Source organism: Paenibacillus sp. PSB04, from assembly GCF_025809195.1.
In the GTDB taxonomy this organism is placed as follows: domain Bacteria; phylum Bacillota; class Bacilli; order Paenibacillales; family Paenibacillaceae; genus Paenibacillus_AQ; species Paenibacillus_AQ favisporus.
The window spans coordinates 454,300-468,276 of sequence record NZ_CP081301.1 but is presented as its reverse complement, the minus strand read 5'-3'; the positions used below and the strand labels follow the sequence as shown (position 1 = coordinate 468,276).

16 protein-coding genes are annotated in these 13,977 nt (G+C 53.7%); 9 read left to right on the top strand and 7 right to left on the bottom strand.

The window, feature by feature from the left end; all coding sequences use genetic code 11:
- The first annotated feature begins 294 nt into the window (after positions 1–294).
- Positions 295–450, top strand: a complete 156-nt coding sequence (locus K2F33_RS02430) for a hypothetical protein (RefSeq protein WP_163882458.1) — start codon at positions 295–297, stop codon at positions 448–450.
- A 206-nt stretch (positions 451–656) separates the two neighbouring features.
- Here the strand turns inward: K2F33_RS02430 and K2F33_RS02425 are convergent, their stop codons facing one another.
- Positions 657–1,025 carry a helix-turn-helix domain-containing protein gene (locus K2F33_RS02425; protein WP_076175034.1) on the bottom strand — a complete coding sequence of 123 codons (369 nt, stop codon included), beginning with the start codon at positions 1,023–1,025 and terminating at the stop codon, positions 657–659.
- Between the two features lie 221 nt (positions 1,026–1,246).
- Between K2F33_RS02425 and K2F33_RS02420 the strand changes: the two genes are divergently transcribed.
- The 5 genes from K2F33_RS02420 to K2F33_RS02400 all read left to right on the top strand — a co-directional run bounded on the left by K2F33_RS02420 (position 1,247) and on the right by K2F33_RS02400 (position 5,752).
- The gene (locus K2F33_RS02420) at positions 1,247–1,678 is read left to right on the top strand and encodes a hypothetical protein (RefSeq protein ID WP_076175032.1); all 432 of its coding nucleotides are present in this window, start codon (positions 1,247–1,249) and stop codon (positions 1,676–1,678) included.
- A gap of 223 nt (positions 1,679–1,901) precedes the next feature.
- Positions 1,902–2,573: a sugar transferase gene (locus K2F33_RS02415; RefSeq protein WP_263882277.1), complete on the top strand. Its 672-nt coding sequence runs from the start codon at positions 1,902–1,904 to the stop codon at positions 2,571–2,573.
- Positions 2,574–2,634: 61 nt separating this feature from the next.
- The gene (locus K2F33_RS02410) at positions 2,635–3,591 is read left to right on the top strand and encodes an LCP family glycopolymer transferase (RefSeq protein ID WP_076175029.1); all 957 of its coding nucleotides are present in this window, start codon (positions 2,635–2,637) and stop codon (positions 3,589–3,591) included.
- A 477-nt stretch (positions 3,592–4,068) separates the two neighbouring features.
- A complete protein-coding gene (locus K2F33_RS02405) occupies positions 4,069–4,980 on the top strand; it encodes an ABC transporter ATP-binding protein (RefSeq protein ID WP_076175027.1) in 912 nt (303 codons plus the stop codon).
- Positions 4,973–5,752: an ABC transporter permease gene (locus K2F33_RS02400; RefSeq protein ID WP_145947284.1), complete on the top strand. Its 780-nt coding sequence runs from the start codon at positions 4,973–4,975 to the stop codon at positions 5,750–5,752. The genes K2F33_RS02405 and K2F33_RS02400 overlap by 8 nt, the downstream gene beginning before the upstream one ends.
- Positions 5,753–5,858: 106 nt before the next feature.
- Here the strand turns inward: K2F33_RS02400 and K2F33_RS02395 are convergent, their stop codons facing one another.
- Positions 5,859–6,278: a bactofilin family protein gene (locus K2F33_RS02395; protein WP_089549924.1), complete on the bottom strand. Its 420-nt coding sequence runs from the start codon at positions 6,276–6,278 to the stop codon at positions 5,859–5,861.
- Positions 6,279–6,412: 134 nt separating this feature from the next.
- A complete protein-coding gene (locus K2F33_RS02390; protein WP_263880919.1) occupies positions 6,413–7,408 on the bottom strand; it encodes a M23 family metallopeptidase in 996 nt (331 codons plus the stop codon).
- A gap of 198 nt (positions 7,409–7,606) precedes the next feature.
- On the opposite strand from K2F33_RS02390, the gene cls reads away from it, so the two are divergent.
- Positions 7,607–9,043 (top strand): cardiolipin synthase, encoded by a 1,437-nt coding sequence (cls, locus tag K2F33_RS02385; RefSeq protein WP_263880918.1) that lies wholly within the window; start codon positions 7,607–7,609, stop codon positions 9,041–9,043.
- A gap of 31 nt (positions 9,044–9,074) precedes the next feature.
- Here the strand turns inward: cls and K2F33_RS02380 are convergent, their stop codons facing one another.
- Positions 9,075–9,398 carry a YnfA family protein gene (locus K2F33_RS02380; RefSeq protein WP_076175017.1) on the bottom strand — a complete coding sequence of 108 codons (324 nt, stop codon included), beginning with the start codon at positions 9,396–9,398 and terminating at the stop codon, positions 9,075–9,077.
- Between the two features lie 257 nt (positions 9,399–9,655).
- Here K2F33_RS02380 and K2F33_RS02375 point away from each other — a divergent pair, with 257 nt between their 5' ends.
- Entirely contained in the window at positions 9,656–10,480 is an 825-nt protein-coding gene (locus K2F33_RS02375; protein ID WP_240913448.1) for a YitT family protein, read from the top strand.
- 50 nt (positions 10,481–10,530) lie between these two features.
- Here the strand turns inward: K2F33_RS02375 and ligD are convergent, their stop codons facing one another.
- The 3 genes from ligD to K2F33_RS02360 form a co-directional block, all read right to left on the bottom strand.
- Complete coding sequence (gene ligD / locus K2F33_RS02370; protein WP_089549926.1) at positions 10,531–11,433, bottom strand: non-homologous end-joining DNA ligase; 903 nt, start codon at positions 11,431–11,433, stop codon at positions 10,531–10,533.
- A gap of 93 nt (positions 11,434–11,526) precedes the next feature.
- Positions 11,527–12,468, bottom strand: a complete 942-nt coding sequence (locus K2F33_RS02365; protein ID WP_263880917.1) for an ATP-dependent DNA ligase — start codon at positions 12,466–12,468, stop codon at positions 11,527–11,529.
- 22 nt (positions 12,469–12,490) lie between these two features.
- Entirely contained in the window at positions 12,491–13,399 is a 909-nt protein-coding gene (locus K2F33_RS02360; protein ID WP_076175011.1) for a non-homologous end joining protein Ku, read from the bottom strand.
- 163 nt (positions 13,400–13,562) lie between these two features.
- Here K2F33_RS02360 and K2F33_RS02355 point away from each other — a divergent pair, with 163 nt between their 5' ends.
- On the top strand, positions 13,563–13,886 hold the full coding sequence (locus K2F33_RS02355) for a hypothetical protein (RefSeq protein WP_263880916.1): 324 nt from the start codon (positions 13,563–13,565) through the stop codon (positions 13,884–13,886).
- Positions 13,887–13,977: the final 91 nt, after the last annotated feature.

The following is a 13,977-nucleotide window of genomic DNA, read 5'->3' as shown; positions in this document are numbered from 1 at the left end:
AGGTTGAAATTTTCATATTTGCGCAATAATTGCTGGAAAGGGCATACGAAATGTTTTCAATTGGAGACATAAATCGTATGCCCATTTTTTTCGACAAAAATAGAACCTGCTTCAAAAAGCAATTGTCCCATTAGACGACAACATCCAGAAGAGGCTTGGGATATAATAAAAAAGACCTAGTCACTTGGCTGATTCTTGACATTCATACTTGGAACAGACGTTGTATTTGTCAACAAAAGAGTAGCCGTGGAAATCATTTTGGATAATATGTTGAGTGGAGCGAGGGTATCTTCGATGAGAGATGAGAGAAAGTTCGGTGCCGAGGCCCGGTCCAACCAAGAACTTCCGGAGCAAACCCAATTAGACATCATGAAAGTGTTGGAGCAATGCGGGATTCATCCTGACAACTGGAAGCGCTTTGTTCAAAAGATGGAGAAGGGGACGGATTAGCGGAAATTTCGCAGATCGTGTCCGGGGGGTTCACATAAAACGACAAGGAGGGACAGAAAACGTTTTATCATTCCGATTTTAGACAGGGAGGCCACCCTGCAGCAGTTGGCTTCCATATACTCCAAAAGGGGACCCCGTCGAATTACGGTAACCGAACCTATAAAAACCTCAGCCCTCCTAAGTTCAAGGAAAGCTGAGGTTTTTCATTATTTCATGGACCGTTCCATCCGCACAAAAGCGATAAAACGTTTGGCTTCTTCCTCAGACAAGCGGCGGCCGTCAATCGTCAAATTGAACTTTTCCAGCAAGTCCTCGTCCGAAAGCTCCAGTTGATCGACAAAATCCCGGACCTCCGGATCCATGACAATCTTCGGCTGGTTCGTACGGCCGATTAGATAATCGATGGAAACGTCAAATTTGTCAGCCAGTTTGGTCAGAATCTCAAAATCAGGTTTACGGCGGTTCTTTTCATAGTGGGATAGTGCGGCTCGCGTAATGCCTATGGATTGGGCCAATTCCTCCTGGGTCCAGCCGCGTTGGTCCCGCAATTCTGCGATGCGATTACCATGATTCATGAATTAACCTCCTCCGAATACCTGAAAAAATACATAAAATCAGAAACAAATTGTCGCAAAAATAGATTCATATAGGAAATAAGTATTGACTAGTTACAAAATGTATCGTAAAGTGAAAATTGGAAATGATACCATTTGTATCAATTGTTGAGACGGATCGTATCCCTTAGCCAGTATAAGGCGTTATCCCGATTTTCATACCATGAGGCAGGAATAATCCGATGAATATGTTAACAGCACATGGCATACATCTTCAAACGTATATGTATATCCATCAGGTCGGGAACCAGACGGTTTTTCTGCATCGGACCCGTCCTGTCATCTTATGGGAATACGAGCCAAGCCGAATGGTAATCATCAGCGACTTGGATCTCCCCGTTGTGCCCGAGCTCAGGCTGGGGTTCATTATCCACGTTCCAAATGCCCCTGCCCGTCAGGTGTACGGCACCGTGGCTTGGAAAGAAAGCAGCATCTCCTTTAAGGCCCACCAATACGGCATTCGTATTGAATCCCCGCAGCAGGAGCCGGAGCGCATGACAAAACACCACAACCGCCCGCAACGAGGCGGCCGAGCGGCCTCCACACCGTATGAAAGTCCCTGTGACCACGATTCTTTCCCCGGCCCAGGACACCATTTTGATATCAAAGCATAAAAATCTTACGTTTTTTCGTAATGGGATACAGACATTTTACACTATTTATCAAAGGGCTGCATAGTGCTTTGCTTTAAAAAGGCTGAAGTATAAGCCTGTCATGAGATCGTCCGGTTGGACTTATATTGAGAGCGGGGGATGGATCAGTCATGGGACGTACGTTGACCTTGGATTTCCTGATGCAGATGCTTCAAAGGGACGAGGATGTTCAATTATGAGCAGCATGAATCCGCTGAACAAAACGGTGGACGTCGGCAAGCCCCTTCCGATCACTCCCCGGAAAGACAGGATGATGTACCTTTGGGTCAAGCGAACCCTGGATATTAGCTTATCGCTGATAGGGCTGATTTTTTTATGTCCGGTATTCCTAGCTGTTGCCTTGCTTATCAAGCTGGAGGATCCAAAAGGCTCGGTGTTTTTCTCCCAGGTCCGCGTCGGACGTGGAGGGGCACCATTTAAGATGTACAAATTCCGGTCGATGGTCAGCGGAGCCGAGCTGATGCTCGGCAATTTGATCCAGCAAAGCGATGTGACCGGAGCGATGTTCAAAATGAAAAACGATCCGCGGGTCACCCGGGTCGGCCGGTTCATCCGTAAAACGAGCATGGATGAGCTGCCCCAGCTTGTGAATGTGCTGAAAGGGAATATGAGCCTGGTCGGGCCAAGACCGCCTTTGCCGCGGGAGGTAAGCGACTATACTTCCTACGATATGCAGAGGCTGCTCGTTGTCCCGGGGTGTACAGGTTTGTGGCAGGTCAGCGGAAGGAACCATGTGGGATTTCAGGAAATGGTCGAGCTGGACCTCAAATACATAAACGAACAGTCGATATGGATGGATATGATCATTATTTGTAAAACGGTCAAGGTGCTGTTCGGCGCGGATAATGCGTACTAATCGCTGCGTGTCCAAGTGCGCAGGACGCAGCTGTGTCCATTAGGAAGGTGGCAGAGGCATCATGAAAAAATGGGTCGTTTCGACCATCGCCGTCGTATCGGTGCTGGTGGTCGGTGTCGCGGGATACGGATTGTATATTTACAATTCGGTCAAAGCGACGGCTAACGAAATATATGAAAAGCGGGAACCGTCCGTTGTACCGGTAACCGTCAGCTCGGATGGCAAGACAGGCGGCCAGGCGGATACGTCCAAGAGTGCCGAAAACCCGCCAGCGGTTCATCTGAATGAAAGGGAGCCGTTTACTGTTCTGGTCATGGGTGTGGATCAGCGAGAGGACGACCCGGGCCGCTCGGACTCGATGATCCTGCTGACGGTAAATCCGGCCAAGCAGAGTATCCTGATGTTCAACATCCCGCGTGACACGAGAACCGAAATCGTCGGCCACGGGACGACGGACAAGATCAACCATGCTTACGCCTTTGGCGGCGTAAACATGTCGGTCGCGACGGTAGAGCACTTCCTCGGTTATCCGGTCAACTATTACATCAAGGTCAATATGGAGGGCTTCGCCAAAATCATTGATTTGCTCGGCGGGGTGGAAGTGAATAATCCGTTTGCCTTTCAATATGAAGGATACGATTTCAAACAGGGCGACTTGAAGCTGGACGGCTCTGAGGCGCTGGCCTTCTCCCGGATGCGGTATGACGATCCGCGTGGAGATTTGGGGCGTAATGCACGGCAGCGGGAAATATTGGAGCAGGTGATCAATAATGCGCTCAAAATATCGAATGTCGTAAAAATCGAATCGCTACTGAACCAGGTAGGCGACAGTGTCAGGACGGACATCACTTTCGACAATATGAAGACCTTCGTGACCGATTACCGGTCCGACCTGAAGACCATCGAGCAGGTGGAGATCAAAGGCCAGGGCAAGAAGATCAACGGAATTTGGTATTACATGGTCAGCGATGAGGAGCGGCAGCGCATCCATAATGTCATTAAAGAGCATTTACAATAAGAGGCAGGCGTGGCTTGATGTCACGCTTGCTTTTTCATTTCCGGCGTCCTTTGCAGCATCTCTGAACCCGGATTGATTCATAAGCCCCACGTTGTGGGGTTATTTTTCGACGAAAACCGTCAGTTTCCTTGACAAAGGATGCAGATTCATGTAGATTTCTTGGTGTGCATGTTACAGAATGTATCTATAATAAGTCGTTGGTCATAATTTTAAGCGCAAAGACACACTTCATGGAAGGGAAGTCGATTCTCTTGAACAGTCAGCTATCCGTATTCTGCTTGCGATGTGAGCAGGTCATCCCTATGTCGGACACGGCACTTGTGTTCCGGACGGGATTTTACCGCACAGTGATTCCCCTGGGCTGCTGTACCCTATGTTATTCGCAGACACAATCAGAGGCAGATTTCCCATATGATGGGCATCTGCAAGGCGAATATGCTACAATGGGGCCAGACTTGGGCAGAAGGGGTGATAGAAATGCAGCAGGAACCGGTGGTTCGGCTGGAAGGTGTCACGAAGAAAGTCTCATCCAAAACATTGGTTGAGGATGTTACGCTGGACATCCCTCCCGGGCAGGTCTTTGGTTTTCTCGGTCCGAACGGGGCCGGAAAAACGACGACTATCCGCATGATGGTCGGGCTGACCAAGATCACCAAGGGAGATATTAAAATTTGCGGTTACAGCATCAAGGATCATTTTGAGCAGGCCATCGTCCACGTGGGGGCGATCGTGGAAAACCCGGAAATGTATAAGTTTTTGACGGGGTATGAAAACCTCCGGCACTTTGCCCGGATGATGTCAGGGATTACCGAGGAGCGCATTCGGGAAGTGGTTCAGCTCGTAGGGCTGAGCAACCGGATTCAGGATCCGGTGCGGACGTATTCACTGGGCATGCGGCAGCGCCTGGGCGTAGCTCAGGCGATTTTGCACCGTCCGAAGCTGCTGATCCTGGACGAGCCCACCAACGGGCTGGACCCGCAGGGAATCCGCGAGCTGAGGGACTACCTGCGCCGGCTGTGCAGGGAAGAGGGGACGACGGTATTCGTCTCCAGCCATCTGCTGTCCGAGATGGAGCTGATGTGCGACGCCGTGGCGATCATCCAGAACGGACGGTTGATTGACGTACGCACACTGGCCGGTGTTGAGGGAGCGCAGGAGACGACCGTGGAAACGGCATTTGCGCTGGACCGTCCGGAGCAGGCGCAGGAGCTGCTTGGGGGCGGTACGGTACGCGATGGACTGCTGATCGTCCGGCTCGACCGAAATGGCATTGCCGACACGAATGCCCGGCTCGTCCAGAGCGGATTCAAGGTGTACGGGATTCAGAAGGTAACCCGGTCACTGGAGGACCAATTCTTGGAAATGACGGGAAGTGATCAGATTGGGTAGCTTTATCCATCTCGTGCAGAACGAGAATATGAAGATATACCGGAGAGCCCGGACGTGGATCATGCTGTCGATCCTGGCCATCGTCAACATTCTGATGCCGCTCCTGTTTCACTTGGCAGATAGCGGGGGCAATATCAGCTTGTGGGAAAGCGTGCTTCAGACCGGGGCGTTTACGTTTTTTCTGTGCACCATATTTTCGGTTGTGGTCGCGTCGGATTCCGTTGCAGGTGAATTCTCCTGGGGGACCATCAAGCTGCTGCTGATCCGCCCATGGAGCCGATCGAAGATTCTGCTCTCCAAATATATTGCCGTAGTGCTGTTCAGCCTGCTGTGCACGGTGCTGCTGATCGTCGTGTCATACGGGGTCTCTGCAATCTTCTTCTCGGGAGGAGCAGGCGGTTCTCTTATGGGCGAGCGTATCGGGCCGCGTCATTACTTTCTGATTATGCTATGCGATTATGTAGACCTGTTCATGACCGTGGCGCTGGCCTTCATGCTCTCTGCCGTGTTCCGGGCAAGCGGGCTCGCCATCGGGCTGTCCTTGTTCATCATGTTTGCGAAGGGCATCTTTAATATGCTGTTCAACCCTGAGCGCTACAGCTGGGCAAAATTTTTGCCGTTTATGCACATGGACCTGTCGCAGTATCTGGCCTCTTCGGTGGGACCCGGGGGTGTGACGCTTGGGTTCTCGATTTTGATTCTGGCCATCTACTACGTCTTGTTTCTGGTCATCGCCTGGACCGTGTTCGGCAAACGGGACGTCGCGGCCTGACCTGTCACGATTTTAAAAGCCAAAAAACGCAGTGCATGTGGACGTGATCCGTTCACTTGCGACTGCGTTTTTTGCAAAGATAAGAAAGCAGAAGCTTCGGGCCGCATCAGCCGGCTTCCGATTCCAAATACCGCGGGGTGGAGGCGGTCTCCTGCGCCATTTCCTCCGGGGCGTCCTTCAGCTCCATTTTGCTGGATCCGTGGAGGATGCCGCCCTCGGTAATGACCAGCGACGTTGCCCCCAGCACGTCCCCGAACATCTGCCCGGTCGCCGTGATGGTCAGCCGGCCGAGCGTTGTCACATCGCCGTACACTTTTCCGGCAATGATGACCTCTTTGGCATGAATGTGTGATCTGGCCACCGCATGCTCCCCGACAATGACGCTGCCTTTGCTCTCAATAACACCGTTAAATTTGCCTTCGATGCGCAGGTTGGCCTCACAGGCCAGCGTCCCTTCGATTTCTGTCCCTTTGCCGATCAAAGTGTCCGTTGCGCTCTGGTGCCGGCTCGCTTTGGATCTGCTCATGTTTGAAATCCCTCCTTTTTAAGATTATAGAATTTATAAAATTCAGCGAAGCTGAACCATTCTATAATCGCAAGAAAAACTTCAGCTAAACGCGGTCTGTCTTCTTTGAAGGTACGTCGATAGACGTTTTTCTACTACTGAATATAAGGCAGCGGGTTAACAGGCTTATCCTTCTTCACGACCTGAAAATGAAGATGGGGGCCGGTGCTTCGCCCGGTCGAGCCGAGCTCGGCGATCTGTTCGCCTTTGTCGACGGTTTGGCCGACATGGGCCTGGATTTTGCTGAGGTGCATATACCAGGTTTGCAGGCCGTTCGGATGCTCAATGACGATATACCGTCCCCGCGCACCGCCGCTGTTCTCAGCCGTCACGATCGTACCCGCTCCCGCCGCATATACGGGGCTTCCGTTATCCCCGGCAATATCGATCCCCGCATGGAAGGACGCCCTTCCGGTAAAAGGGTCCGTCCGGTAGCCGAAGCTTGAGGTCGTCACCCGGGACTCGGTCGGCCACAGGTCGGGCTGCCCGGAGATCCGATCCTGCGTTTCCTCCGCTTTTTTCAAGGTCGAAGGGATTTGGTTCTCCATGGACCGCAGCAGCGTCTGCATCTCCTGAAAGTCATCTTTCGTCTCCTGGGCCAGGTCCAGCATATCGTTCTCATGCACAGCGATATATTCGCCACCGACATGCTGCGAGGCATCCCAGGACAGGGAAGACGCTTTGGCCCCGGAAGCAGGCTCGGCCATACTGGTGGTCCCGTGCTTGTCAATGAACTGCTGCAGCTGGTTCTCCAGTTCATCCACGCGGTCCATCCTCTGCTTCATATCTTTGGCTTGGCTCGACAGGTTGACGATTTCGTTCTGCAGGCGCTGGATGGACTGCTCCCGGCTGTTCACCGTCCGCTGCATCTGGACGTTCTTCAGGCTTTCGGCGGTGACCTTTTGCTCCAGCTGGGAGATCACCTGGGACGAGTGGGCCTGCAGCGCAAGAACGAGTCCGGACAGCGACAGAACGGCCACGGCGGGGACGGCCATCATCAAGGGCTTGGAGAGATGCAGCTGTTTGACGGAATGCTGGGCGTCCCGCATGACCAGGAGCGTCACCCGCCCGTTGCCTTTGGCATTTTTCATGGCGGCTCCTTTCCTCGGCTTGATTGTACTTGTCTTATCTTCTATGTATTCTCTGATCTCTTAAAACATGTCAAAAATGTGATCTTTGCCGCCGCTGCGTCTGCATGAGGCTGATCCGGGTAAATACTGAATAAAGCAGGTTGAAAGTGGTCAATCCTGAACATACAGATTGCTTTTGACCCGCAAGGAGGCTGACGTATGCTGTGGCTGCTTATCGCACTACTCGTTTTTATTTTTCAAACGGCAACGATTCTGCTTCTGGAATTCCGCAATCCTTACAAGACGGTCGCCTGGCTGTTTATATTGTTTTGCTGCCCGTTGATCGGCTTTGTGGTCTATTATTTTGTGGCCCAGGACTATAAAGCGAGGAAGAAGGTCCGTACGCAGGGTTCGCGCCTGTTTCAAGAGATCCGTCCCTTGATATGGAGTCAGGCGTCCTTGGTAAAGCGTGCCGGGGATATGCACAGCAAGGATTTTCAGCATCAGGAGCGCTTGTTTAATTTGCTGTCCCATCTGTCCGAGAGCCCGATTACCGGCTGCAACAAGAGCAGGGTGCTGACCGACGGGGAGGAAACCTTTGGCGCGATGCTCGCCGCCATGGACAAAGCAGAAGATCACTTACATATTCAATTTTATATTTTCCGGGACGACGATATCGGGAACCGGTTCAAGGACATCATGGTCCGGAAGGCGAAAGCCGGGGTCAAGGTGAGGCTGCTCTGCGACGGTTTTGGAAGCTACAGGCTTGGCCGCAGGCGCGGGTTCATCCAGGAGCTGAAGGAAGCGGGCGTGGAGTTCCACTTCTTCCTGCCGCCGCTTCTGGCCATGATCGACCGCAGGATCAACTACCGCAACCACCGCAAAATTATTGTCGTCGATGGAACCAAAGGCTTTGTCGGCGGGCTGAATGTCGGCGATGACTATTTGGGGAAATATCAGAAAATGGGATATTGGCGCGACACGCACCTGGAGATCGAGGGAGATGCCGTTTATTTTTTGCAAAATGTGTTTTTGAGCGACTGGAAGCTCGCTTCAGGCGAGCGGTTGTCGGACCCTGCGCTGTTTCCCAAGCATCAATGCGAAGCCGATGAACAGGTTCAAATCGTCAGCAGCGGACCCGATCAGGATTGGAACGCCATTCAGGAGATGTGCTTTGGCGCGATTACGGTCGCGAAAAAAAGGATCTGGATCACCTCGCCCTACTTTATTCCCGATCAGGGCATCTATGAAGGACTCAAAACCGCTGCGGTCAGCGGAGTGGACGTGCGGATCATCATTCCGTTGAAAGCCGATTCCAGGCTGGTGCATCTCGCTTCGCTCTCTTATGTTGAAGACCTGCTGCTGGCCGGAGTGAAGTTCTATGAATATCAGAAAGGCTTCATTCATGCCAAGGTCATGATCGTCGACGATCTGATGGCCTCGGTAGGTACCGCTAATATGGACATGCGAAGCTTTTTCTGCAACTTTGAGCTGACGGCAGCGCTGTTCGAGCAGTCCTCGATCGACCGGCTGGTGAAAGATTTCAAGGAAGATATGAGCCAGAGCCATCAAATCGTAACCGAGGAGTTTCAGGCCCGGCCGTTTCGGCATAAGCTGGCGGAAGTGCTGTGCCGGATGCTGTCCCCGCTGCTATGACCGCGCGGTCCTGAATCTGCTGCTGCCGAGCCTAGTGCCGTGGAGCCCAAAGAATGACGGATACGCCGGCCATGCACAGAGCCGCTCCGATCCAGTCGTAGACGTCGGGCGTGTTTTTGTCGATCCACCAGCCCCACAGCAGGGCAAGGACGATAAAAATGCCCCCGTATGCGGCATAAACCCGGCCGAAGGAAGGATAATTCTGCAGGGTGGGAATGATCCCGTACAGGATCAGGAGCAGGCTGCCCGCCGCGCCGAACCACCAGGGCTTCGCGTCCTTGATCCACAGCCATACCAGGTAACCGCCGCCGATCTCGGCCAGCCCGGCCGCTATAAATAATAATAAGGATTTCATGACAGAAAAACTCCCATCCTGATAATATACAGCTAAAAACTATGATATAATAAAGTAAGGGAATAATCACGGAAGTCCAGATTTCTTAGGCTGTACACGATGCTACCCGGGCGTTTCATGTCCCTTTATGCTACAACAATCTATAGAATCGGGGGGATTCGATGGCTGTACCTTCAAACCCGCAATCCACGGATAGGCCAAACCTGCCGCAGGATTTGCAGCCGCTCAAGGCGCCGACCTCGAAAGCCAGAGTGTTCATGCGCATCCTGGTCATGCTGATCGGAGCCGGATTGGTCTCTGTTGCACTGGAAGTATTCCTCGTAAACAATAACATCATTGACGGCGGGATTACCGGCATTTCCATTATGCTGTCCCACCTTTTTCATCTGCCGCTCGGCATTTTTCTTACGGTTCTCAATATTCCTTTCTTGTTTCTGGGTTACAAGCAAATTGGCAAGACGTTTGCCTTCTCCACGCTGGCAGCCGTCCTGGTGATGTCGATTGGCACCGCGCTGCTGGAACCCGTTAAACCCATTACGTTCGATCCGCTGCTGGCAGCCATCTTCGGTGGCGTGATTCTCGGTGCGGGCGTCGGCCTGGTCATCCGGGCAGGGGGTTCCACGGACGGCAGCGAAATCGTCGCGATTCTCATCAACAAAAAGACGCCGTTCTCCGTCGGGGAGATCATCATGTTCATCAACTTCTTTATCCTGACGAGTGCGGGCTTCGTATTCGGTTGGAATAACGCGATGTATTCGCTGATCGCCTACTTTATCGCCTTTAAAGTGATTGATATCACCAACGAAGGGATCGACCAGTCCAAATCGGTATGGATCATCAGTGAGAAATACAAGGACATCGGCGATGCCCTCACCCAGCGCCTGGGACGCGGCGTCACGTATTTGGAAGGGGAAGGAGCCTACTCCGGAGACAGCAAGAAAGTGATCTTCGTGGTCATCACCCGTCTGGAAGAGGCCAAGCTGAAGGCCATCGTCGGTGATTGGGATCCGGATGCCTTCCTTGCGGTTGGTAATATCCATGACGTTAAGGGCGGCCGTTTCAAGAAAAAAGATATCCATTAGCGGGGCAGCGAAGCTGGACTGACCCGTGAAATGCAGCAGAGCCCGGAAGATTACCTTCCGGGCTTTGCTGCGCTTAAATGGCGGATCACCTGCTCGATTGGCTGCGGGGCGAGCGCGGCGATCAGGTCGCCGTGGCGGGCAAGCCGCTCCTCGATGTTAAGCAGGTGAAAATCGGTCGGGGCAACGTTGCTGTCCACTTCCTCCCAGTGCAGCGGGGTTGACACCGTCGCGCCTGGACGTGCCCGGGGGGTGTAAGGAGCGGCGAGTGTTTTCCCTTGATAGTGCTGGAGGTAATCGAAGTAGATTTTATCGCCGCGGTTTTTCTTGAGCCGCTCCAGGGTGAACAGTTCCGGGTGCTTCTCCGTCACGAACATGCCGACGAAATGCCCGACGGTGCGCAGCTCGTCGAACGTGATCCCTTCATTGATCGGCACGATGATCTGAATACCCGTCGCCCCGGACGTCTTCGGCACCGACTGCAGTCCGAGCGAGCGCAGCACCTTGCCGACGATGGACGCGGCCTCCATGATCCGCGGTTCGACCTCCCGCGACGGGTCGAGGTCAATCATCCATTCACAGGGCAGCGTGCTCCCTGCGTAATGGAGGGACGGGTGAAACTCCAGCGCGGCCAGGTTGCCCAGCCACAGCAGCTCGGGCAGGCCGTTCAGCAGGATGTAATTGATCCCGTCCTTCTCGGCCGTCTGGACGTAGGGAGGGAGCGGCTCCGGAGCATTTTTTTGATAAAAAAATTCGCCAGGCACCCCATGCGGATAGCGGATCGTCGTGAGCAGCCGGTTCCGGCAGTACTTCAGCAAATAAGGAGCGAGCGCCGCGAGCTTTTGCAAATAAATGGCCTTGGTAATGCCCATTTCCGGCCACAGCGGCTTATCGGGATTGGTAATGGGAATGTCTTGTCCCTCGATCGAAATCGTGCCTTTCACGGTTCGCGGCATACGGATACCTCCAATCATTTTAGGCGGGATGCCATTTCTGAGCTGCATGATGGAAAGTCACGGCCATAGATCCTCGCCGTGATCCTTTGGAAGCTACGGATCCAGCCGGCAGTCCACGGGAGAAACATCGACAAACGCCTGAATACTGGGCTGGCGCAGGGTGCCGCCGGGCGTCCATTCCAGGAAATTCACCTTGACCACCCACTCGGGACGGATCCATACCGCCCCTTTGTGCCGCTCCGGCTGGTTGACGAAGGGACGGTCCTTCACCGCCATATCCGCGACCCGCTCGGTGATGCTGCGCCAGTCGGCCACCTTCAGCTTGCCCGTTCCGGCATGGCCGATATAGACCAGCCTCCCGTCCTCGGCGTACAGGCCGAGCAGCAGTGCATTCACGATGCCGTCCCGGAACGTCACCCCGCCGACCACGGCGTTCACGTCCTGGATGTTCTTCCGCTTCTGCCACCGCTTGTCCTTGCCGCCCAGGGCATAGACGCTGTTAACGTCTTTGACAACGATGCCTTCAAGCCGGTGCTGGACCGACACGTCATGCAGCAGCGGGATGTCCGTATAGCTCGGCACAAGCTGGACGTGCCCGCTGGGGATCACGGTTTCCGCTAGAAGCTGCTGCCGCTCGCGCAGCGGCCGTCCCGTTACCCATTCGCCGTTATAATACAGGATGTCGAAGATCATATAGACGATCGGCACTTGCTGGACGCGGGCTTTGATTTGCTGCTCTACGCGAAGGCTGTCCCGTTTCATGACCTGATGAAAGGAAGGCACTCCGTCTACCAGGGCGATGATTTCGCCGTCCAGAATGACCGAATCGGCACGGCAGTAAGAAGCGATATCCAGCAGCTCTGGATACTGACGCGTCCGGTTGTTCCCCTTGCGGTTCACAAGCTGGACCTCCCCGCCGTCGTAATAGGTGATCATGCGGACACCGTCCCATTTGATCTGGGCGATCCACTGCTCTCCGGAAGGGAGGACGTCTGTCATGATGGGTTCGAAAGGGACGATCGGGGTAAGCGGCATCGATGATCCTCCGATCTAACCGTTACGAGACGGTTTCGTTTTTCTTGGCCGTCTTGCGGCGTTTCGGCTTGGGCCCTTCGCCGGCAGCGGCGGCAGGTTCCGCCGGCTTGGCTTTGGCTTTGCCCTTGGCGGTCTTCTTGGCCGGACCCGGGTCGGTCGCCACCGGCTTGGCCGCTTCGATGCTGGCCTGCAGGGCGGCCATCAAGTCGATGACATTCGTCTCCTGCTTCGCCGGAGCGATCTTGATCTCTTCGCCGGCCACCTTGTGCTCGATCAGATCGAGCAGGCGTTCGCGGTAGTCGTCCCCGTATTTTTTCGGCTCAAACGGCGTGGAGAGCTGCTCAATCAGCATTTGCGCCATGCCAAGCTCCTTATCGTTGACCTGGATATTTTCCGGAAGGTTCGGCACTTGGGAAACCGGGCGGATTTCGTCCGGGTAGAACATCGTTTCGATCGCAAGGCACTCATCCAGCACGCGGATCGCCGCAAGGCTGCTCTTGGAGCGGATGGAGATTTTGGCGATCCCGATCTTGCCGCTCTGCTGCATCGCCTCTTTCAGCAGCTGGTAAGCGTTGCCCCCGGCCTGATCCGGAGCGAGATAATACGTCTTCTGGAAGTAGATCGGATCGATTTCGGACAGATCGACAAAGTCGAGGATGGCAATCGCCTTGTTGGCCTGCTCGGTAATTTGCTCGAGCTCCTCTTTTTCAAACAAAACGAACTTTCCTTTCTCGTATTCATAGCCCTTTGCGATTTCTTCCCAGCCCACTTCCTCGTCACAGACCGGGCATTTGCGGACGTAGGAGAGGGGGCTGCCGCACTCTTTATGGACGTACCTCATGGAAATATCTTTGTCCTCCGTAGCGGAGAACATTTTCACCGGGACGTGGACCAGGCCGAAGCTGATCGCTCCCTTCCAGACGGTATGCATAGTTATCGCTCCTTTAACGCTTTTTCCTACTAGTATGGGGAAAATATCCCGTTTCTATAAGGCCCGCCGCCGATTTGGGCAGGGAAAAAATGAATGGTTTGGCCGCCTGCAGGGCATATTGAACCCATGACCACATGCATGCTGTAGCGAGGAGGGAGCAAGGTTGAAGGACAGAAGACAGGACCCGGACGACGACAAGGAGCTGACGCTGGAAGCGCTCGAAAATTACGAGGCGGCCAGAGACGCGATCGAATCTTCGGATTATATCGATGCGGACAACGTCAACTGGCATAACGTAACCTCGCCGGGTGAGGATATATCGTTGGATACCCATATGCTCGATATCGACCGGATGGTCAATGAGGGACTGGGCGGCGGCAACATTACGGCAGACAACGGCTACATCGGGGCGAGCACGACCGACACAATCGTCGTTGAGCCGGGCATGATCGGTCCCGCGCAAGAGGGAGATCCCGAGGAAGGCTGATAGCCCGGGCATGCTGAAATGTACAAGCAATTAAGATTTTCAAAGTAAAAGACGCAGAAGAGCAGCAGGCCTCTAGCGAAGAATGCTAGGT

Excerpts from the sequence above, each read along its gene's own strand:
- K2F33_RS02430 (WP_163882458.1), top strand. The coding sequence starts at position 295 with ATGAGAGATGAGAGAAAGTTCGGTGCCGAGGCCCGGTCCAACCAAGAA.
- K2F33_RS02425 (WP_076175034.1), bottom strand. The coding sequence starts at position 1,025 with ATGAATCATGGTAATCGCATCGCAGAATTGCGGGACCAACGCGGCTGG.
- K2F33_RS02420 (WP_076175032.1), top strand. The coding sequence starts at position 1,247 with ATGAATATGTTAACAGCACATGGCATACATCTTCAAACGTATATGTAT.
- K2F33_RS02415 (WP_263882277.1), top strand. The coding sequence starts at position 1,902 with ATGAATCCGCTGAACAAAACGGTGGACGTCGGCAAGCCCCTTCCGATC.
- K2F33_RS02410 (WP_076175029.1), top strand. The coding sequence starts at position 2,635 with ATGAAAAAATGGGTCGTTTCGACCATCGCCGTCGTATCGGTGCTGGTG.
- K2F33_RS02405 (WP_076175027.1), top strand. The coding sequence starts at position 4,069 with ATGCAGCAGGAACCGGTGGTTCGGCTGGAAGGTGTCACGAAGAAAGTC.
- K2F33_RS02395 (WP_089549924.1), bottom strand. The coding sequence starts at position 6,278 with ATGAGCAGATCCAAAGCGAGCCGGCACCAGAGCGCAACGGACACTTTG.
- K2F33_RS02390 (WP_263880919.1), bottom strand. The coding sequence starts at position 7,408 with ATGAAAAATGCCAAAGGCAACGGGCGGGTGACGCTCCTGGTCATGCGG.
- cls (WP_263880918.1), top strand. The coding sequence starts at position 7,607 with ATGCTGTGGCTGCTTATCGCACTACTCGTTTTTATTTTTCAAACGGCA.
- K2F33_RS02380 (WP_076175017.1), bottom strand. The coding sequence starts at position 9,398 with ATGAAATCCTTATTATTATTTATAGCGGCCGGGCTGGCCGAGATCGGC.
- K2F33_RS02375 (WP_240913448.1), top strand. The coding sequence starts at position 9,656 with ATGCGCATCCTGGTCATGCTGATCGGAGCCGGATTGGTCTCTGTTGCA.
- ligD (WP_089549926.1), bottom strand. The coding sequence starts at position 11,433 with ATGCCGCGAACCGTGAAAGGCACGATTTCGATCGAGGGACAAGACATT.
- K2F33_RS02365 (WP_263880917.1), bottom strand. The coding sequence starts at position 12,468 with ATGCCGCTTACCCCGATCGTCCCTTTCGAACCCATCATGACAGACGTC.
- K2F33_RS02360 (WP_076175011.1), bottom strand. The coding sequence starts at position 13,399 with ATGCATACCGTCTGGAAGGGAGCGATCAGCTTCGGCCTGGTCCACGTC.